The organism is Bradyrhizobium sp. 186, assembly GCF_023101685.1.
In the GTDB taxonomy this organism is placed as follows: Bacteria; Pseudomonadota; Alphaproteobacteria; order Rhizobiales; family Xanthobacteraceae; genus Bradyrhizobium.
In genome coordinates this window covers 1,831,604-1,851,629 of sequence record NZ_CP082164.1, presented here as the reverse complement: position 1 = coordinate 1,851,629, position 20,026 = coordinate 1,831,604, and the positions used below count along the sequence as shown (strand labels likewise).

The 20,026-nt window shown below is 63.8% G+C and carries 22 protein-coding genes and 1 pseudogene; 7 read left to right on the top strand and 16 right to left on the bottom strand.

Annotation, left to right across the window (positions count from 1 at the left end):
- Nucleotides 1-78: 78 nt before the first annotated feature.
- The 16 genes and pseudogenes from fliP to motA form a co-directional block, all read right to left on the bottom strand.
- Complete coding sequence (fliP, locus tag IVB18_RS08640) at nucleotides 79-819, bottom strand: flagellar type III secretion system pore protein FliP (RefSeq protein WP_247988760.1); 741 nt, start codon at nucleotides 817-819, stop codon at nucleotides 79-81.
- The gene (locus IVB18_RS08635) at nucleotides 816-1,259 is read right to left on the bottom strand and encodes a flagellar basal body-associated FliL family protein (protein WP_247988759.1); all 444 of its coding nucleotides are present in this window, start codon (nucleotides 1,257-1,259) and stop codon (nucleotides 816-818) included. The genes fliP and IVB18_RS08635 overlap by 4 nt, the downstream gene beginning before the upstream one ends.
- Nucleotides 1,260-1,298: 39 nt before the next feature.
- Complete coding sequence (gene flgH / locus IVB18_RS08630; protein ID WP_247988758.1) at nucleotides 1,299-1,994, bottom strand: flagellar basal body L-ring protein FlgH; 696 nt, start codon at nucleotides 1,992-1,994, stop codon at nucleotides 1,299-1,301.
- Entirely contained in the window at nucleotides 1,995-2,774 is a 780-nt protein-coding gene (locus IVB18_RS08625) for a MotE family protein (protein ID WP_247988757.1), read from the bottom strand.
- A gap of 67 nt (nucleotides 2,775-2,841) precedes the next feature.
- Nucleotides 2,842-3,972, bottom strand: coding sequence for a flagellar basal body P-ring protein FlgI (flgI, locus tag IVB18_RS08620; protein WP_247988756.1), 1,131 nt, complete (start codon nucleotides 3,970-3,972; stop codon nucleotides 2,842-2,844).
- Nucleotides 3,969-4,445 carry a flagellar basal body P-ring formation chaperone FlgA gene (gene flgA, locus IVB18_RS08615; protein WP_247988755.1) on the bottom strand — a complete coding sequence of 159 codons (477 nt, stop codon included), beginning with the start codon at nucleotides 4,443-4,445 and terminating at the stop codon, nucleotides 3,969-3,971. The genes flgI and flgA overlap by 4 nt, the downstream gene beginning before the upstream one ends.
- 13 nt (nucleotides 4,446-4,458) lie before the next feature.
- A complete protein-coding gene (flgG, locus tag IVB18_RS08610) occupies nucleotides 4,459-5,247 on the bottom strand; it encodes a flagellar basal-body rod protein FlgG (protein WP_247988754.1) in 789 nt (262 codons plus the stop codon).
- Nucleotides 5,248-5,264: 17 nt separating this feature from the next.
- Nucleotides 5,265-5,594 (bottom strand): flagellar hook-basal body complex protein FliE, encoded by a 330-nt coding sequence (locus IVB18_RS08605; protein ID WP_247988753.1) that lies wholly within the window; start codon nucleotides 5,592-5,594, stop codon nucleotides 5,265-5,267.
- Nucleotides 5,595-5,596: 2 nt separating this feature from the next.
- On the bottom strand, nucleotides 5,597-6,013 hold the full coding sequence (gene flgC, locus IVB18_RS08600; RefSeq protein WP_247988752.1) for a flagellar basal body rod protein FlgC: 417 nt from the start codon (nucleotides 6,011-6,013) through the stop codon (nucleotides 5,597-5,599).
- 11 nt (nucleotides 6,014-6,024) lie between these two features.
- Nucleotides 6,025-6,426 (bottom strand): flagellar basal body rod protein FlgB, encoded by a 402-nt coding sequence (flgB, locus tag IVB18_RS08595; protein WP_247988751.1) that lies wholly within the window; start codon nucleotides 6,424-6,426, stop codon nucleotides 6,025-6,027.
- A gap of 64 nt (nucleotides 6,427-6,490) precedes the next feature.
- On the bottom strand, nucleotides 6,491-7,576 hold the full coding sequence (gene flhB / locus IVB18_RS08590; protein ID WP_247988750.1) for a flagellar biosynthesis protein FlhB: 1,086 nt from the start codon (nucleotides 7,574-7,576) through the stop codon (nucleotides 6,491-6,493).
- Between the two features lie 13 nt (nucleotides 7,577-7,589).
- Nucleotides 7,590-8,629, bottom strand: a pseudogene (locus IVB18_RS08585) (flagellar motor switch protein FliG).
- Nucleotides 8,630-8,631: 2 nt separating this feature from the next.
- Nucleotides 8,632-9,006: a flagellar motor switch protein FliN gene (gene fliN, locus IVB18_RS08580; protein ID WP_247988749.1), complete on the bottom strand. Its 375-nt coding sequence runs from the start codon at nucleotides 9,004-9,006 to the stop codon at nucleotides 8,632-8,634.
- 114 nt (nucleotides 9,007-9,120) lie between these two features.
- Complete coding sequence (locus IVB18_RS08575; RefSeq protein WP_247988748.1) at nucleotides 9,121-9,435, bottom strand: hypothetical protein; 315 nt, start codon at nucleotides 9,433-9,435, stop codon at nucleotides 9,121-9,123.
- The gene (locus tag IVB18_RS08570) at nucleotides 9,416-10,357 is read right to left on the bottom strand and encodes a FliM/FliN family flagellar motor switch protein (RefSeq protein ID WP_247988747.1); all 942 of its coding nucleotides are present in this window, start codon (nucleotides 10,355-10,357) and stop codon (nucleotides 9,416-9,418) included. The genes IVB18_RS08575 and IVB18_RS08570 overlap by 20 nt, the downstream gene beginning before the upstream one ends.
- Nucleotides 10,354-11,250 (bottom strand): flagellar motor stator protein MotA, encoded by an 897-nt coding sequence (motA, locus tag IVB18_RS08565; protein ID WP_247988746.1) that lies wholly within the window; start codon nucleotides 11,248-11,250, stop codon nucleotides 10,354-10,356. Before motA ends, IVB18_RS08570 begins: the two co-directional genes overlap by 4 nt.
- A 142-nt stretch (nucleotides 11,251-11,392) precedes the next feature.
- Between motA and IVB18_RS08560 the strand changes: the two genes are divergently transcribed.
- The 7 genes from IVB18_RS08560 (at nucleotide 11,393) to IVB18_RS08530 (ending at nucleotide 20,019) form a co-directional block, all read left to right on the top strand.
- A complete protein-coding gene (locus tag IVB18_RS08560) occupies nucleotides 11,393-12,181 on the top strand; it encodes a DUF1217 domain-containing protein (RefSeq protein ID WP_247988745.1) in 789 nt (262 codons plus the stop codon).
- Nucleotides 12,182-12,184: 3 nt separating this feature from the next.
- Nucleotides 12,185-12,913 (top strand): flagellar basal-body rod protein FlgF, encoded by a 729-nt coding sequence (flgF, locus tag IVB18_RS08555; protein WP_247988744.1) that lies wholly within the window; start codon nucleotides 12,185-12,187, stop codon nucleotides 12,911-12,913.
- Between the two features lie 36 nt (nucleotides 12,914-12,949).
- Nucleotides 12,950-14,275: a flagellar protein export ATPase FliI gene (gene fliI / locus IVB18_RS08550; protein ID WP_247988743.1), complete on the top strand. Its 1,326-nt coding sequence runs from the start codon at nucleotides 12,950-12,952 to the stop codon at nucleotides 14,273-14,275.
- 821 nt (nucleotides 14,276-15,096) lie between these two features.
- A complete protein-coding gene (locus tag IVB18_RS08545; protein WP_247988742.1) occupies nucleotides 15,097-15,732 on the top strand; it encodes a MarR family transcriptional regulator in 636 nt (211 codons plus the stop codon).
- Between the two features lie 226 nt (nucleotides 15,733-15,958).
- Complete coding sequence (locus IVB18_RS08540; protein WP_247988741.1) at nucleotides 15,959-17,023, top strand: 2-dehydropantoate 2-reductase; 1,065 nt, start codon at nucleotides 15,959-15,961, stop codon at nucleotides 17,021-17,023.
- Nucleotides 17,024-17,585: 562 nt separating this feature from the next.
- Entirely contained in the window at nucleotides 17,586-18,404 is an 819-nt protein-coding gene (locus tag IVB18_RS08535; protein WP_247988740.1) for a YkgJ family cysteine cluster protein, read from the top strand.
- 103 nt (nucleotides 18,405-18,507) lie between these two features.
- Complete coding sequence (locus tag IVB18_RS08530) at nucleotides 18,508-20,019, top strand: ATP-binding protein (protein WP_247988739.1); 1,512 nt, start codon at nucleotides 18,508-18,510, stop codon at nucleotides 20,017-20,019.
- Nucleotides 20,020-20,026: the final 7 nt, after the last annotated feature.

Genomic DNA, 20,026 nt, shown 5'->3' with positions numbered 1-20,026 from the left:
GAATTTCGTAGCAATATCATATGGTTAATATTACTTTTCGCTAACCATAACCGACCAGTCGGCCGACGAGCGCGGCTCTTACGAGAACGAGCGCACCAGTCCGGAGGCCAGCAGATTCCAGCCGTCGATCAGCACGAAGAACAGCATCTTGAACGGGAGTGCGATGATCGTCGGCGGCATCATCATCATGCCCATCGACATGGTCAGCGTCGCCACGATCATGTCGATGACGAGGAACGGCAGGATGATGAGGAATCCGATCTCGAACGAACGCCTGAGCTCGGAAATCATGAAAGCGGGAATGATGACGCGCATGTCGACGCGCTTGTCGTCGAACTTCTTGCGGAAGCTCTCGGCGGCCAGCGCTTCGAAAGTCTGCAGGTCCTTGTCGCGGACATGGGCCAGCATGAACTCGCGGAACGGATCGGTGATCTTCAGATAGGCCTCCTCCTCCGAGATCTCGTTCTTCATCAGCGGCTGGACGCCGGTCTCCCAGGCGCGGTCGAAGGTCGGCGCCATCACGTAGAAGGTCATGAACAGCGCGAGGCTGATCAGCACCAGGTTGGCCGGCGTGGTCTGGAGGCCGAGACCGGCGCGCAGGAACGACAGCGCGACGGCAAATCGCGTGAAGCTCGTCACCATGATGAGCAGCCCGGGCGCCACCGACAGCACCGTGATCAGCGCCATCAGCTGGATGATCCGGCCGCTGGTCGAGCCGTTGCCCGGCGGCAACAGCGAGTTGAGGTCCGGAATCTGGGCGAGCGCCACCTCGGGCAGGACGACCAGAATCAACGCGAGCAGCAGGACTCTCACTCTCACTGAATCACCAATGTCTCAATGATCAATTCGCGTACCTTGCCCGAAGATCGGATATTGGCCCGTTCGGCGAGGTCGTCGCGCAGATGCTGAAGCCCGCGCGATCCCTCGAACTGCCCAACGGAGGCCGATCGCAGATAGACGACGATGTCCTCGCTGATGTGGGCGGCCAGAATGCCGGCATCCTCGTCGCTCATGCTGTCGGTCACCATGGAGGCTTCGACGCGGGCCCAGTTGTTGGCCGGTGCGGCGAGATTGGTCACGATCGGGGATAGCTTCCTGAGCCGCGCACTCCCGGCGTAGCTCGAGGCAATGGGCGGCGACGTCGGGCTCTTCTTCGCGTCGGCGACGCGCTCGGCGGTTGCAAGCAAATGCAGGCCGGCAACCGCGCCCGCACCGATCGCCACCAGCGTCAGGATCACGATAGCGGCGATCAGGCGCATGACGTCCCCTGCCCGCGCGACGCGGCCTTTCCTTGAGCCTCAAAACGGCGCAACAGCGTCATAGATCCGATGTCCCCATCCAGGCTGCTGCACATCAGACAGATTTCCGCGACCGCCGTAGGCGACACGCGCCTCGGCGATCTTCTCGTAGGAGATCGTGTTGGTTCGCGAAATATCGCGCGGGCGCACGATGCCGCCGACATTGAGCACGCGCATCTCCGTGTTGACCTTGAATTCCTGCGAGCCACTGATCATCATATTGCCGTTCGGCAACACGTCGGTGACGATCGCGGCGATCGACAGCTTGATGTCCTCGGTACGATCGATCTGGCCGTTGCCCTTGATCTGGGTGTTGGTGCTGAGATTGGCGCTGGTCTGGCCCTTATCTTGCCATCCAGCGACATCCATCAGCCAGTCGAGCCCGAACTTGATCTGCGAATCGCGCGAGCGGTCAGTCTTGTTGTCGAGCTTCGCCTTGTCCTGCATCGAGATGATGATCGTGACCACGTCGCCGGTGCGCCGGGCGCGCGGGTCGCGGTAGAGGTCGGTGCCGTCGTCCCAGGTCGAGCGATAGCTGACTGGCGTGCGCATGCGGGGCGTCACCGGGATCGGATCGGCCTGCGCCCTCAGGCCGCTGCCAACGGGTGACAATTTCGGACCGGTCAGGAGCTCGGCCGGATCATGCGAGCAACCGGCCAGGAACACGAGCGACAGGATGAGGAGCGGCTTCTTCATCTACCTGGTCTTTCCGTCATCCACACGACGCATTCCGCCGAGCAGGTCGGCGAGGTGCGCTGCGCGCGCCGTCTCCATCTCGTTGAAGATTGCGCTCGAGCTTCTCGGGCTGAGCTTCGCGAGCACCGCGGCGGCGGTCTCGTCCGCCATGCCCGCGATCTGGATGGCCGCGGCGTCCGGCTTCATGCGTGAATAGATCTCGACGACGCTCGCTTCGGCCTTCTTCAGGAAGTCGTCGCGCAGCGCCATCCACTTCTCGTACTCGGCCCGCTTGGCCTCGACCTCGGCAATGCGCTCACGGAGCTGGTTCTCGGCCTTCTCCAGCTCCTTCAACTGCCAGGCCAAACGGGCGTCGACAGCGGAGTCGGTCACGTTGCTGCAGAACAAGGCGACTTCGTTGTCCGCAGGCACAGCGGCTTGGGGCGGTGCCGGCTTCGGCGGCGCCGTGACGCTCCCGGGCTTGGCCGGACGCACCGGGGCGGGGGCGGGTGCCGGTGCCGGTGCCGGCGGAGGTGTTTCGGTGGCCGGCACTGCGCCGGTGATCGCGGGTCCGCCGTCTTCAGCCGCCCAGGCCGTCGCCCGCATCGCCGCGTTGTCGCTCGGGAACGAAGTGACATTGCGGGGCTTCTGAGGTCCCGGCGCCCGCGCGCGCGCGAAGGAGAGCAGGTTGAGCGGCTTCGACGGCGTCGCCTCATCCAGCGCCAGCACGGGCGAGGCGCTCGCGAGCGCAGACACCGCGACCAGGAGGAGGAGTTTGGCTTTGTGATCCAGCTTCAGCATCGGGCCGCGTGCGATTCTCGGTCAAGACCTGAGCATTGAGCGACCAAGCTTGCACGACGCTTGTGCATCATTGCACGATGACATCGGCCTGGAGCGCGCCGGCCGTCTTGATCGCCTGGAGGATGGCGATGATGCCGGACGGCTTCAAGCCGATCTGGTTCAGCCCGCGCACCAGGCGCTGGAGATCGACGCCACTAAGGATCGCCACCTGCGATCCGGCCTCGTTGGCCTCGACGATGGTCTGGGGAACGACCACCGTCTGTCCTTGCGAGAACGGCGCCGGCTGCGACACCACGGGTAGCTCGGTGACACGAACCGTCAGATTGCCGTGCGTCACCGCGACGGTCGATATGCGCACGTCACGCCCAATCACCACCGTTCCGGTGCGCTCGTTGATCACCACCCGCGCCGGCGTATCCGGCTCGACTGTCAGTTCGCCGATTTCGGCGAGGAAGCGGACGGGACCGATATGACGCGGCTTGGACAGCACGATAGTGCGGAAGTCGCGCTCGAAGGCGATTTGCGCCCGATAACGCCCGCCGGCGTAACGATTGATGGCATCGAGGATGCGCGTCGCGGTGACGAAATCGGGATTCTTGAGCTCCAGCACCAGGAATTCCATTTCATGGAGACTTCCCTGCACCTCGCGCTCGACCAGCGCGCCGTTCGGAATCCGGCCCGCGGTCGGCGTGCCCTGACTGACGTTCTGGGCCTGACCTCCCACGCTGTAACCGGCAACGGTGACGGCGCCCTGCGCCACCGCATAGACCGCGCCGTCCGCCGCGCGCAGCGACGTCATCACCAGCGTGCCGCCGAGCAGCGAGGTCGCATCGCCGAGCGACGACACGGTCACGTCCATCCGTTCGCCCGGCCCGATCGAGGGCTGCAGGTCCGCAGTCACCATCACGGCAGCGACGTTGCGGGTGCGCAAGGTCGTCGGGCGCGGGGGGTTGTTGGTGCTCGTGGTCTCGTTCCTGACGTTGATGCCCATGTTCTCGAGCATCGATTGCAGGGACTGCTCCGTGAACGGAGCGTTGCGAAGCGTGTCGCCGGTACCGTTCAAGCCGATGACGAGGCCGTATCCAACGATCTGGTTTTCGCGCAATCCCTTGATGTCCGCGATGTCCTTGATGCGGACGGCGGCCTGGGCACTGGCGGCGAAGACGATGAGGACGAGCGCAAGCAGGAATCTGGTCATGACCCGTCCACGACCTTGACGGTGCCGTCCGGCTGGACGACGCCCCTGATGATCACGCCGGTGTCGGTGTTTCGTATCGGGATGAGCGCGCCGGGGGCGCCCGACTGCATCGCCGAGCCGTAGGTCACGATCGACAGACCGCTGTCTTCGACCACGACCTTGACCATGGCGCCGCGGGCAACGGTCCAGGGATCCTCCACCGAATTGGTCGGAATCGGCTGGCCGGGCAACAGCGTGCGCCGTGCCATGCGTCCGACCAGAACCTGACGTCCTTCGATGAACATGGCGACACCGAGCACGTTCGGCGCAAAGGCGCGCTCGGTGATCATGTCGTCCCTGATCAGTTCGCCAGCGCGGATCGACACGGCCGGCACGGGAAGCCGCCGCTCCTCGGCCGCGGCCATCCGCGCGGAGACGAGAACCAGCAGCGCGGCGGCCAACCCACGCGCGATCAGGCCCACCCTGTTCAACATCGATACACCGGAACTAGCGAAGGCCCTTCGATACCGTCGACGCCATCTCATCCGACGCCTGGATGACCTTGGCATTCATCTCATAGGCGCGCTGCGCCGAAATCAGCTCGGTGATTTCCTTGACCGGATCGACGTTCGAAGCCTCGAGATATTGCTGGTTGATCTTGCCATAACCTGCATCGCCCGGCAGCCCGACGACGGGCGTGCCGGAAGCCGTGGTCTCTCGGTAGAGATTGCTGCCGAGCGGCTCGAGGCCCGCTTCGTTGGCGAAGTTGGCGAGGTTGAGCTGGCCGATCTGCCGCGGGTTCACTTCCGTATCCAGCTTGGCAAACACCTGTCCGGTCTGGTTGACCGTGACCTGGACCGTTCCTTGCGGCACCGTGATTGAGGGATCCAGCAGGTAGCCGTCGGTCGTGACGAGTTGACTGTTGGCATTGGTGTTGAATGAACCCGCGCGGGTATATTGCACCTCGTTGTTCGGGCCCAACACCTGAAACCAGCCGCGGCCGTTGATCGCCATGTCGTAGGGGTTGCCGGTCTGCGTGAGCGCGCCCTGGATGTGCAGCTTGCGGATGGCCGCAGACTTGACACCGAGGCCGAGATTGGCGCCTTCCGGGATCGGCGACGAACCCGAGACGTTCGAGACACCCTGCATGCGGTCCATCTGGTAGAACAGATCGGTGAACTCCGCGCGTGCTCGCTTGTACGACGTCGAGTTGATGTTGGCGATGTTGTTCGCAATGACTTCGATGTTGGTCTGCTGGGCATTCATGCCCGTGGCCGCAATGGCAAGCGATTTCACAGCGTGGCTCCTTCAGATCAAATCGACATACGAACGACTTCTTGGTAGGCCTGCACGACCTTGTCGCGAACCGCGACTGCCGTCTGCAAGGCCTGCTCGGCCGACATCAGCGCTTCGACGACGCGCCGCGTCGATTCCTTGCCCTGCATCGCCGAGATCGACGCTGCTTCGCCCGCCTTCAGCGTACCGATAGTGTCCGTCGTCACCTGCTTCATCACCGAATCGAAGCCGACGCCGTCACCCGACTGGATTACGCTCGTCGCCGCGGGTGCCACGGCCTGTGTCTCGGTCGCGCGCATCGCCGCCTGGCCTGCGGAAACCGACGTGGATGAAATCGCCTCTAGCATTATCAGCTCCTCAGGAGATCGATGGTCATACCCAGCATCGACCTCACCTGTTTCACGACCTGGAGATTGGCTTCATAGGACCGATTGACTTCCCGCATGTCGGCCATCTCGATCATCATGTTGACGTTGGGCATCTTGACGTAGCCGGCCTTGTCGGCAGCGGGATGCCCAGGATCGTACTCCACGCGGTACGGCGTGGTATCGACCCCGACTTCCTTGACCTTCGCAAGCTGCGCGCCCGAGGCACGATCCATTGCGGCATCGAAGGTGATCGTCTTGCGCTGGTACGGATCGGCGCCGGCCGTGCGGCCCGTCGAACTCGCGTTCGCAAGATTCTCCGAGACGACGCGCATCCGGGTCGACTGCGCTTCGAGCCCGGAGCTCGCAACCGTCAATGAGGCTTGTAGAGCGTCCAGCATGTCAATTCACCTCAGGCTTTCGCGCCGGCCAGGACCATGCGGTGAAACGACCGCACGATCGCCGAGTTCATCGAGTAGTCGCGACTGACGTCGCTGCCCTTGATCATCTCCTGCTCGAGGCTAACGGAGTTGCCGGAGTGAACGACCTCCCAGCTATCCTTCTTCGCGGTCGCTCGCGTGTCGGTCTCGGCTGCGGAAAGCTGCAGATGAGAGGGCGAGGTCGTCGCAAGCCGGACCGGCATTCCGTCGAGCACCTTGTTGAACGGCTCGACGTCGCGCGCCTTGAAGCCCGGCGTATTGGCGTTGGCGACGTTGGTGGCGATGGTCGACTGACGAAGCTCGAGCCAGCGAGCCTGCGACGATGCGAGTTCGAAGAGATAAAGCGGTCCCACGACAGTCCCATTCTGGTCCATTCGGGAGAACCTTAGGACTACAAGCTTTCCCCAGGCTGATGCACGGGCCGCCGTCCTCGGAAATCTACTGGACCTTCTCGGGCCGCGGCGATTGCTTCGACTGGAGGAAGTAGATGATCTCGGCGACGGGCCGGAAGAATTCGGCCGGAATCACCTGATCGACCTGAACCGCTTCGTAGAGCGCGCGCGCCAGCGCCTTGTTCTCGATCACCGGGATTCTGTTCTGTTCGGCGACCTCGCGAATCTTCAGCGCGATCGCATCCATGCCTTTTGCCACAACGAGCGGCGCCGGGTTTTCGTCGCGATCGTATCGCAGCGCGATCGCAAAATGCGTCGGGTTCGCGATCACCAGCGTCGCGCGCGATGCGGAAGCGATCATCCGCTGGCGCGAGCGATCGCGCGCGAGCGAGCGCAGGCGTGCCTTGATCAGCGGATCGCCCTCGGCCTGCTTGTGTTCGTCCTTGATCTCCTGCCGCGTCATGCGCAGCTCGCGCCGCCAATGGAAGCGTGCCCAGGCGAGATCGATCGCGACCAGAACGATGGTTGCGATGCAGATCGCCGAGACGATCCGCATCGCAATGTTGAGAATCATCTCCGGCAGCGCCACCGGATCGGTGTACATCGCCTCGAATGCCCTCGCCTCGGAAGTGCGCAGCACGAAAGCGACGACGACGGTCACCGAGACGAGCTTAAAGAGCGACTTGGCGAACTCCACGAGTCCCTGCGTTCCGAAGATCCGGCTCCAGCCCTGCATTGGCGAGATTCGTGAGAGGTCCGGCAGGATGCGTTCCAGCACCGGACGCGGCGCGTTTTGCAGCAGCGACGCTGCGAGCCCGAACACTGCCATGATGACGACCAATGGCACCAGGAATCGCAGCGCCTCGAGCCCCACCACACTGAGGAGGTTCTGCGCGTCCGCCCCCGTGCTGAGGGGGAAGCCGTCGGGGTCGTCGAGAAAGCTCTTCAGGGTCGGCGTCAACTGCTGCACCCCCTGGCCGATCAGGAACGCCTGGATCACCATCAGCGCCGCCATCGACGCGAAGACGGAGGCCTCCCGAGAAACCGGAATCTTGCCCTGTTCGAGCGCATCGCGGACTTTCTTCTCGGTCGGCTCTTCTGTTTTGCTCTCCTGGTCGGATGATTCTGCCATGCCCGTTTAGCGGTCAGCGGAAGACCAGCTCATCCTCCTGCTCGGGATTGAGCTCGATCTCGCCCTTCTCCGCGAGATCGAGTGCGAGATCGGTGATCACGCGCCGTGCGTCCAGCACGTCGCGCTGGTTCGACGGCTCGCCGATGGCGAGCTCGTGCTCGACGACGCGACGGACGCGCGAGGCGACCGAGGACAGGATCAGCTCGCGGAAGTGCTTGTCGGTGCCCTTCAGCGCGACGACGATGCGGTCGGTCGGCACCTGGTCGAAGATCATGGTGCGCGCCTTCGGGGTCAGGTTGACGACGTCGTCGAAGGTGAACAGCAGCTCCTTCAGCACTTCGGCCGACTTCGGCCGCTTCTCCGACAGGCTCTTGAGAATGTCCTCGATGTGGCCACGCTCCATCTTGTTGATGATGTCGGCCACGCGGGCGTAAGTGTCCGCGCCGAGATTGCGGGCGAAGTTCAGCGTCAGGTCCTCGTGCAGCGTCTTCTCCATGATGCGCATGGCGTCGTCGACGATCGGCTTGAGGCTGAGCACGCGCCGCATCAGCTCGTTGCGCAGGCTCGAGGGAAGCTGGCTCATGACCTTGGCGGCGCAGGCCGGCTTGACCTTGGACAGGATGAGCGCCGCGGTCTGCGGATGCTCCTTGGAGAGATAGCTCGCGAGCGAGTTTTCCGACACCGACGAGACGCGGTCCCAGACCGACCGGCTCGAATTGCCGAGCAGGTCCGACATGATCGCCGAGACCTGGTCGGCCGGAAGCACGTCGCCCAGTACTGCCTCCAGGCCGCCGAGAGTGCCGAGGATGTTGGCGCCCATCGAGAATTGCTGGGCAAACTCCTCGACGATCGCCTCGAGCTCCTGCGCCGGATCGGCCGCAGCTCCGCCGCGGCCTTGGTGACGATGCGGATTTCTTGCGGCTCGAACTGCTGGAGCACGCTCGCGGCCGCCTGCCGGCCCATGGCCAGCAGGAGCGCCGCGACCTTTTCCGTTCCGTCCAGCGTGGCAATGCCTCGCTGTTTGATGGGAGCGATGCCGACCTGTGCCGCCATGGTCAGGTATCACCCTGCCCCAGCGGCCCGACAATCTCTGTCAGGGAGACGCCGAAACGGGAATTGTCCTCTTCGACGACGACGACCTCGCCGCGGGCAACGACGCGGCCGTTGACCACGACGTCGACGGGCTCACCGACCCGGTGATCGAGCGGAACCACGGCGCCGCGGCCGAGCTTCATCAGGTTCGCCACCGGGATGGTCGCCGAGCCCAGCACCACCTGCATGGTGACGGGGATGCGCAGGATCGCATCGACATTGGCGAACTTGCCGGTCTCCTCCGCCGTACGAGCGGCGATCTCCGCCAACCGCTCAAGCGGAGACGTATCGGTCTCTCCCGATGCAGATGCAGACTCATAGTCGAAAGATTGCGCCATTTGGTATCGCCTCTTGGTATTTCCACTTCCGGAGCGCCGCCCCGGGATCATTCCCCTGCCTGCGGGCCGCCGTCAGATGACCTTTTGATCGTAAATGTTCCGCAAGCCCCAAATTCAATGCGTGTTCGCGTCGGCGCCGCTGGTGGTCGTCGCAGGGGCGAGCCCGCGCCGCGCGTCCAGCGCCGCGATCGCGTCGTGAGCCTGGTCGATCTTCGCGCTCAACACGTTTGCGAGCCGCCCGAGATTTGCCGTCGAATCGTGCGCCGCGGTGATGACGGTGTCGAAGGCGCCTGCGGTCTCGTGGACGATGGTTGAGAATTCGCCCTGGTAGCTGCGCAGCCGCGCCAGCTCGCGGTGCATCCTTGTCACCCGCATGCTGGTGAAGGCGAGCGCGATCAGCAGCACGGCATCAACGAGATAGGATATCATCGACGAACTCCCGCTTCTGATCGACGGGATCAGCCACCTGCATGGCGTAATAGCCATCAAGCTGGCCGATCTGACACCAGAACAGCACCTGGTTGTTGCTCTCGAGCCGGGCCAGCGTGCGCGGGGTGGCTTCGAGCTCGAGGACCTGTCCGACCTGGAACTTCACGACGTCGCCGAGCGACACCATCTTTTCGTCGAGCACCGCGCTCAACGTAACCTCGGTCCTGTGGACCTCGCTCTCCATCTGCTCGCGCCAGCGCGGATCAGCCGCACGACCGTCGCTGACGACGACGTGCGCGAGCTTCTGCCGCAACGGATTGAGCGCGGAGTGCGGGATGATGAGGAACATCTGGCCGCCGCGGTAGAGCGCCTGCAGCATGATGTTGGCGCAGATCGACATGTTGCCGCTCCGCCCGATCGCCAGCGACGCCATGGCGGTCTCGACCCGCTCCACGCGGAAGGTGACGTTGGAGGTTCCGGCGAAGGCGGATTGCAGCGCCTTGGCGAAACGCTCGAACAGCGCCTGGACCAGGCGGATTTCGATGTTGGAGAAGGAGCGCTCGACGTCCATCGGCGGCTCGGCGCCGTCCGAGCCGAACATCGCTTCGACCATCGTGAAGACGAAATCGCGGTCGAGCACCATCAGGACCCTGGAGTCCCACTGCTCGGCATAGAGCACGGCCGCGACCGCATTGGCCTCGTAGTCCTTGATGATATCGCCGACGCGCCCGTTGGTGATGCCGTTGACAGAGAAGTAGCAGGGCGTGCCCGCGATCGGCTGGAGGCTGTCGATGCACGATGCAGCCATGCGATCGAAGATCACATTGAGCATCGGCATGCGTTCGATCGATATGCCGGCCGCGTCCAGCAGGTAGTTCGGCAGCCGCTTCTGCTGATCGGCGTCGAGGTCTTCCATCATCATGCGCGTGCAGCCTTGGGTTCGGCTTCGGTCACGACGACTTTCGGACCGGCGATCGTTTCGTTTTCGACGACGTCGATCGACGGCCGCTCGGTGCTTGCGATCATCTTGCGGCCGTGCTCGACGGCAATTTGCGGCATGGCACCGTTCATGAACGCGAGCAGCGTCTGCTTGACGATGATGTAGGGCCGGCAGCGCTTCTCGCGCGTCATCTTTACCTTCATCGCGAACGGCGAAATGATGCCGTAGGACAGGAAGATTCCGGCAAAGGTGCCGACCAGGGCGGCGCCGATGAAGCCGCCCAGGAGCTTCGGCGACTGGTCGAGCGCGCCCATGGCCTTGATGACGCCGAGCACCGCGGCGACGATGCCGAGCGCCGGCAACGCCTCCGACACCACCACGAGCGCATGGTAGGGCGACAGCTTGCTCTTGACGATGGTATGGATTTCCTCGTCCATCAGCGCCTCGATCTCGTGCGTGCGCGCATTCCCCATGATGATGAGGCGGACATAGTCGCAGATGAACTGGAGCAGCGATGCATCCCCGAGAACGCTCGGGAACGCCTTGAAGATCTCGGAAGACGAGGGGTCGTCGATATGCGCTTCCACCTCGTTGCGGCCCTTGCCCCGCAGCTCGCGCATCAGGGCATGCAGCGCGCCGAGCAGATCGAGATAATAGCGCTCACCGGGCACCGCGCCGGTGACGGCCTGCACGCACGCAAGCCCGGTATCCACGACCACCTTCCACGGATTGGCCATGATGAAGGTGCCGGCCGCGGTGCCCATGATGATCACGAACTCCCACGGCTGCATCAGCACGCCCAGATGCCCGCCCATGGCGGCAAATCCACCGAGCAGTGCCGCTACCGTGATGACGATCCCCACGAAACTGCCCAACGCGCCGCTCCATCACCGATCCCATCGGGAATATCTAGTTGGCGACGCTTGCGCGAAGCTGGCTTCGGCGTCGCCAGCCCCGCGCAAGCAATTCACGGCAGCTTGGGACGATGTCGCAACAGCGGCCAGAGGGGCGCGTGTCATGCTATCCACGATCGCGGACTACACCAGACTGACCAAGGACTTGGGCAAGTCGCTGACGCAGGTCGCGAAGCAGCCGGATGTCAGCCGCGAGACCGATTATTTCCTTAGCCATATCGGCAATGTGAAGACGATCGACGATTTCCTGAAGGACTATCGCCTCTACTCCTATGCCATGAAGGCCTACGGCCTCAGCGACATGACCTATGCCAAGGCGTTCATGCGCAAGGTGCTGACCGAGGGTATCGCGACCAAGGACACCTTCGCCAACAAGCTCAGCGACGTCCGTTACCGGGAATTCGCCACCGCCTTCAATTTCGCCGCCCTCGGCGCCACTGCGACCCAGACCACCCAGGCAACGACCGGCACTGCGACCCAATATGTCACGCAGACGATGGAGCAGAAGGCCGGCGACCAGAACGAGGGGCTGCGGCTGGCGCTCTACTTCACCCGCAAGGCCTCCACGATCACGAACGCCTACCAGATCCTCGCGGACAAGGCCTTCACGCAGGTGGTTCAGACCGCGCTCGGCCTGTCGTCGACCATCAGTTCGGCCGACATCGACGCCCAGGCGACGATGTTGAACAAGATGCTCAAGCTCACCGATTTCCAGGACCCGACCAAGGTCACCAAATTCGTGCAGCGCTTTGCGGCCATGTGGGATGCGACCCAGGCCCAGAGCGACAACTCGACCAACCCCGCCCTGGTCCTGATCGCCGGCACGTCGACGTCGGCCAGCATGGATACCGACATGCTCTCGAAGCTTCAGTCCATCCGGTTCAATAGGTAAGTCATGCAATCGGCCCTCTATGTGGGATTGTCGGCGCAGGTCGCCCTCGAAAAGCGCCTCCAGACGATCGCCAACAACGTCGCCAACGTCAACACGGCAGCATTCCGCACCGACGTGGTGAAATTCGAGACCGTGCTGTCCAAGGCAGGCGCGAACCCGGTCGCGTTCTCCTCGCCCGGCGACAACATCATTTCGCGCGAAACCGGCAATATCACCGAGAGCGGCAACCCACTCGACGTCGCCGTGGTCGGACAAGGCTGGCTCGCCTTCGCCGGTCCGAACGGCACGGTCTATACGCGTGACGGCCGGCTCCAGATCGCCCCCAACGGCGATCTTCAGACCGTGACCGGTTTCCCCATCATCGATTCCGGCGGCGCGCAGATCACGCTGGATCCGAACGGTGGACCGGTCTCGATCTCGCGCAGCGGCGCGATCACCCAGGACAACAACGAGATCGGCACCATCGGCCTGTTCAACATTCCCACCGATGCCAACCTCGACCGCTACGGCAATTCCGGCGTCACGCCCGATCGGTCCGCGACCGCCATCTCCGATTTCACCCGGGACGGCTTCAAGCAAGGCTATGTCGAGGGCTCCGGCGCCAATCCGATGATGGAATTGACGAAGCTGATGTCGGCCTCGCGCGCCTTCGACGGCACGAATTCGCTGGTCGAGGGCACCGAGAGCACGCTCCAGAACGCAATCCGGACGCTGGGCGATCCCGGCAGGTAGACTGCGCCTCGTGCGCAATGAGGGTGGACGGTTTCCTTGAACGCTCTTCGGCAACTGGAGTGGGCGCTGCTGGAGCTTCAACAGAGCACCCCACTCGCTAGCGTCAGCGGCGCGATCTCCGAGATCGCGCCGACGCATTTCCGCGTCTCCGGCCTGTCGCGCTTCGTCAGGCTCGGCGAGCTCATCGGCGTCAATTCGGGTGGCAAACCCCAGATCGGCGAGGTGGTGCGGATCGACAGCGAGGGCATCATCGCCAAGCCGTTCGACCGCCAGTTCGCGGGCGGCCTCGGCTCGGTAGCTTACCGGATGCCGCCGCTGTCCTTCGCACCCGATCCGAGCTGGAAGGGACGTGTCATCAACGCGCTCGGCGCGCCGCTGGACGGACAGGGCCCCCTCACCCCGGGATCGCGGGCCGTCTCAGCGGAGGCGGATGCGCCTTCGGCCATGAAGCGCGCCCGGGTCCACAAGCCGCTGCACACCGGCGTGCGCGTCATCGATCTGTTCGCGCCGATCTGCGCCGGGCAACGCGTCGGCATCTTTGCCGGCTCCGGCGTCGGCAAGTCGACGCTGCTCGCGATGCTCGCCCGCAGCCAGGGTTTTGACACGGTCGTCCTGGCCCTGGTCGGCGAACGCGGCCGCGAGGTGCGCGAATTCATCGAGGACGTGCTCGGCGCCAACCGCAACCGCGCCGTCACCATCGTATCGACCGGAGATGAAAGCCCGATGATGCGGCGGCTGGCGCCGAAGACCGCGATGGCGGTCGCCGAATATTTTCGCGACCGGGGCGAATCGGTTCTCCTTGTGGTCGATTCGATCACCCGTTTCGCTCACGCCTCCCGCGAGGTCGCCCTCGCCGCCGGCGAGCCTGCGGTCGCGCGCGGCTATGCGCCGACGGTCTTCACCGACCTGCCGCGCCTTCTCGAGCGGGCAGGGCCCGGCGAAGAGGGATCCGGAACGATTACCGGCATTTTCTCCGTGCTGGTCGACGGCGACGATCACAACGAGCCGATCGCCGATACCATCCGCAGCACGCTCGATGGGCACATCGTGCTCAGCCGGCACATTGCCGACCAGGCGCGTTATCCGGCCGTGGACGTTTTGGCCTCGGTCTCCCGCCTCGCCCATAACGTCTGGGACCCCGAAGAGCGCGAATTGGTGAGCAAGTTGCGTACCATGATGGCCAAATACGAGGACACGCGCGACCTTCGCCTGATGGGCGGATATCAATCGGGACGCGATTCGGGCCTCGACCAGGCGGTCGACATGGTTCCGAGGATCTACAGCGCAATGCGGCAAGACGCATCAGCTCCACCGAGTGCCGATCCGTTTCGCGAGCTGAGGGACATGCTCAAGGGCGACTAGCAGGGGTGAGTCGGCGCGCGGCTCGCGCCGGGCCATCACTTTGTTCCGTCATTTTAGCAGTCGGGCCCGCGCATGTGGCGCTGTCACCGATTTCCGTCATGCGCATATCAACCGTTCGGACGGGAATCGGGCCGCCGTGGTGAAAGCGACCGGACGGATGATTCGCGACCGCAGGCATAACAACCGCCGCGTGCAATTCCTGCGAGTTCTCCCGGCGATTCTCTCATGGCACACAGAAGTTGTGGATGACGTTTCGATGCGCACCATCGTCATGCACAAGGTTCGATCAACTTGCATCAACGACAGACATGCGTGCAATCAAACCGTCGCATAGTTGCGTGCATGTTGCTCGCCGGGTGCGTATTGCGTTCACCATCATGTGTCCCGAAGAGCGAGATTGACTTGAACGTTACATTCGTCTGCAACGACATCAGGTCTCCGAGAGCGTCTCTACTTGATTTTGTTGAGAAGCTCATTCATCGTTTCGATGGAGTATAAGAAACGTCTGATTGTGACTTGGAACTCAGGGGCTTCCGTTGAACAACTCCGATTCATCGTCCGGTCGTGGCGGCAATTCGGGCTTCCGTTCGACCATGTCGCGATTGGCATACCATCAGCGACGCGATCTCCCGTGCCGGATTCCACGGCGCCCGTCAGTCCAAGCCGGCTGCCTTGCAGTCCGTGCCTTCGAGCAAGAGCCGGGCACGACGTACTCATCGTACGCCTCCAACTGTCTGGCGTCTCTTGAAGGATTTGCGAACCAGGACGGACAGCGGCTTCGGGGCGAAGCAGACGTGATTCTCGGGGCGAGGTAGGAATTCATGCCGTTGGCACGCGAGGCTGTCGAGCTGCTGGTTCAGGCGGCCAGAGCCTGGTATTTCGAAGGCAATCAGCACGGACTGCGCGATCGGGAATGGATGGCACTTCGCTTTCTCGGCCGCGCCAACAGGTTTTCGCGCACGCCGTCCGCGCTCGCCGGCTTCATCGGCGCCACCAGGGCGACTGCATCCCAGATCGTGAAGACGCTGGAAAGCAAATCCTTCCTGGTGCGAAAGCCGTCGCACGAGGACAAGCGTTCGGTCGTGCTCAACGTCACCGCGCAGGGCGAGAAATGCCTGAGCCAGCATGATCCGATCAGTCACGTCGTGAATGCGGTCGCGGCGCTCGGCACCGAGGAATGCGTCAGGCTGCGCGACTCGCTGCGGGAGATCCTCAATCATCTCGATGCAGCCCATCAGCGGCTCGATGCCAGCATCTGCCGGGACTGCATGTTTCTCGCCGAACGCAGCCCCGGCGCGGGCAAGGGACGTGCAACCGCCGAATTCATGTGCCGGCTGTATCGCGCCCCCGTCTCGCTCGAGGAGACCGAGCTGCTCTGCACGAGTTTTGAGCGCACCCGCGACCGCCCGAAGATCGAGGAGCACCTCGACCGCGCCCGCGTCGTCAACCAGCGGTGATGGCACGCGCAATTTCCGGGTGAATGGCGCGTTTTGAGGTGGCGGCTCGACAGCGCTCGCAGGTGTTTCATTCATCGGGCCGCCGAGAACGAAGCGAGAATATTGACGCCGCCTTGTATGCATTATCCCAGTTGCCATTATGGGATACTTCGCTTTACATGCCCCTAATCGCCTTCGGATGACGGCCGGGGCCCAAAAATCGCACGATTTGTCATAGGGAAGAAGCATGGCGCGCAACGTTTTGATCCTCGGAGCTTCTTACGGCTCACTGCTGGGCACGAAGCTCCTGATGGCGGGGCACAACGTCACGCTGGTTTGCCGCTCCAAGACCGCAGAGCTGATCAATCGCGACGGTACCGAGGTGCGCATCAAGCTGCGCGACGAAGCGGTGCACCGGGCGATCTTTTCGCGCGACCTGCCCGGCAAGCTCGACGCGGTGACGCCGGCGGACGTCGATCTCTCCCGCTACGACATGGTCGGCCTTGCGATGCAGGAGCCGCAATACACCAACCACACGGTCCGCGTTCTCATGATCAAGATCGCCGCGGCGAAGCTGCCGTGTCTGTCGATCATGAACATGCCGCCGCTGCCCTATCTCAAGCGGATTCCGTCGCTTGCGGGCATGGATCTCGAGGAGGCCTACACCAATGCGCAGGTGTGGGAGCGGTTCGAGCCGGGACTGGTGACGCTGTGCTCGCCCGACCCGCAGGCGTTCCGTCCGCCGGAAGAGGCGGCCAACGTGCTTCATGTCGGCCTGCCGACGAACTTCAAGGCGTCGGCGTTCGCCGACGACAAGCACAACAAGGTGCTGCGCGAGCTCGAAGCCGACATCGACGCCGTGACGCTCGATGGCCACGACGTGCCGGTGAAGCTGAAGGTGTTCGACTCGCTATTTGTGCCGCTGGCGAAATGGTCGATGCTGCTGACCGGCAACTACCGCTGCATCACGCCGCACGAGCCACGGTCGATCCGCGACGCCGTTCACGGCGATATCGCGCGATCGCAGACGATCTACGACCATGTCGACGCCATCGCCCGGCGCCTCGGCGCCGATCCGCAGGACCAGGTGCCCTTCGCAAAATACGCCAAGGCGGCCGAAAGCCTGCTTAAGCCGTCATCAGCCGCGCGCGCGGTCGCGAGCGGCGCGCCCTTCATCGAACGCGTCGACCTTCTGGTGAAGCTGATCTCGCATCAGCTCGGCACGCCCAATGCGGAGATCGACCGCACGGTCGAGACCGTCGATCTGAAGCTGAACGAGAAGATCGTGCAGGGTGGCTCCGGCGCGCAGTAGGAGCGCGCCGCGGCGTCTTTTGCGATCGACCGTCGATGCGGCGATCGGCGCTCCAGAATGATCGAAGCCAGATCAGGCCGATCACGGCGACGCGCGTGACCGCCCCATTCGCATATTAAGTCTCATCACGCGAGCAGCACCGCGCGCAGTTCCCGGTGTGACGTCGAGTCCCCAATCACGCAAACGTGTCGCCTCTGCGTTCGCGCGCGCACGCGCCGCAGCTATCACGACTGTGTGAGAGAAAGACTGTTGTTCGTCGTGTCTTGACGCGACGCGCCGCGAAAACGAGCTGTTTCCCGCGTGAATTGCCCCGAGACGGACGTAGTCCAGGCTTGCCGCGCGTGCGGACAACGCTTTGCTCTTCGTACGTGATCCTTCATTTACGCAAACACTGCATGCACGTGTGTCGGGCTCGGCTTCTTGTCTCGCCGGCGCGCTCACGCAAGATGCGTTTTCCGAAGATACTCGGCCAGCGAGCTTGGGATGCCGGTCTCCGGCAATGGGTTTCCAAGGCGGCGCTCGATAGCCAGCAAAAAATAACAGAAGACCAAGAACAACAAAAATGGATCAGGCGATGTTGAGCGTCGTCCGCGCGGTGGAGGCAGGCGCGACGACGATGAAGGGCGTTATCGACGCCACCGGACTGTCCCGTCTCAAGATCGAGCGCGCCTTGAATGCGCTGGAGAAGCAGAAGCTGCTGGTTCGCGATGGCCAGGGTTTTCGGGCGACCGGTCTGCCGAAGGCGCCGCGACCTACCCGGGAATGCGGGTCGTGCAACGCCTGCTGCGATATCCTCGAGGTGGCCAGCGTCGATAAGCCGGTACACCAGCTCTGCAAGCATTGGCAGGCCGGCACGGGATGCACCATCTACGAGCGCCGCCCCCAGATGTGCCGGTCATTCGTCTGCGCCTGGCTGCAAGGCCATCTCGACGACGACTGGTTCCCCGCAAAATCGGGCATCGTGGTGCATTTCAGCCAGGACGCCGTGAACGTGACGGTCGATGACGATTGTCCCGATCGCTGGCGCGAGGAGCCGTATTTCAGCAAGCTTTGCGAATGGTCGCTGAACGGGATCAGGCGAATCGGAAACCGCGGTTACGCGACCCTTGTCGTGTCCGGCGTCGACCGGTTTCTCCTGCTCGGACGAACCATCGTTCCCGATCCGACGCTGTTCGGAACGGCGTTCCTGCCGCTCACCGCCGACACCTTCCGATTCTGGAGGGCGAAGTCGCAGGACCACTTGCATCGGCTGCACGAGCGCATCGCCGAGATCGAGCGGATCAGGCAGGAATTCGGGTCCTGCACTATCCCGGATGACGACGACGACGATCCCTACCCGCCCTATCGACCTGCCCTTCTTCACCTGTCGAATCACACCTGAACTCCGCCGTGGGCAACGGGGCATGATTCGCCCTGTGCCGCTCGACGCGCTGCGATCGGGTTGATAAGCCCCTCTCCGCGCAGGATGGGGTTTGAGTCGGGACATGACGGTTGCGATCGAGATGGGGCAGACCACGGCCGGCGCCGCGGCGGCCATGGACCTCGAGGAACTGCTGGCGACCCGCCTCCTGGTGCAGGGCAATTCGGGCTCCGGCAAATCGCATCTGCTGCGGCGACTGCTGGAACAGAGTGCGCCGTGGGTGCAGCAGGCTATCATCGATCCCGAGGGCGACTTCGTTACGCTGGCCGATCGCTTCGGTCACCTCGTGATCGAGGCCGAGGATCATACCGAGCGCGGCCTTCAGGTCGCGGGTGAGCGCGCGCGGCTGCATCGCGTCTCGACCGTGCTCAATCTCGAAGGGCTCGATGCCGAGAACCAGATGCGGCGCGCGGCGGCCTTCCTCGGTGGTCTCTTCGACGTGGACCGCGACCACTGGTATCCGATGCTGGTGGTGGTGGACGAAGCGCAGCTGTTTGCGCCGGCGGTCGCGGGCGAGGTTTCGGACGAGGCGCGCAAGCTCTCCCTCGGCGCCATGACCAATCTGATGTGTCGCGGCCGCAAGCGCGGGCTCGCTGGAATCATCGCGACCCAACGCCTGGCGAAGCTCGCCAAGAACGTCGCAGCGGAAGCCTCCAATTTCCTGATGGGCCGGACCTTCCTCGACATCGACATGGCGCGCGCCGCCGATCTCCTCGGCATGGAGCGGCGGCAGGCGGAGACATTTCGTGATCTCGAGCGCGGACAGTTCATGGCGCTGGGCCCCGCGTTGTCGCGCCGTCCGCTGCGCCTGCATATCGGCGCGACGGATACGCAGCCGCGCAACTCCACGCCCCGGCTCATGCCGATGCCGGAAGCAACACTGGAAGACGCGCGTGCCGTGATCCTGGCCGCGCCGCCGCCCGATGCCAGTCGGCCGCAGCGGCGGCCGGCGCCGGATCTGCTCGAACAGCTCCGGGCCGCGAAGGCGGCCGCGCCGGAAACGCGTCCTGAAACGATCGAGCTGCCGGTCAGCGCGGAAGAATTGACGGAACGGCGCGAGCGCGTCGACCGGACCTTGCGCGCCGTGCTCGCCGAACCCGATGCCGGCTTCCGCGCCATCGGCGTGCTCTATCAGGAGTTCGTGGTCCGCTGCCGCATCGAAGGCCTCGGCTCGGCGGTGCCCGATCTCAACGAATTCCGCCGCATGCTGACGCGCGCACGCGCCGGGCTTGGCACTGAGCTCACCGAGGACGACGCCTGGCAGGACGTGTCGCTCCGCGCCTCGATCCTGCCCGACGACATGCAGGGCGTGTTCATGATGATCGCGCGCGCTGCGAAGGAAGGCTGGCCATGTCCCGGCGATGCAGCGATCGCGCGCGCTTATGGCTCGCATTCGCTGCGCCGCGCGCAACGCTTGCTGAGCTACATGGAGGAGCAGGGCTTGATCGTCTGCCAGCTCGACGGTGCCGGGCGCAGGTTCGTGACGCTGGTCGAGCTGGCCTGGGCGACCGCGCCCGGCGATCCCAATGCCGATGACCTGCCCGTGGAGCAGGCTCAGAGCGCCGCCTCTGCTTGATTCCGGT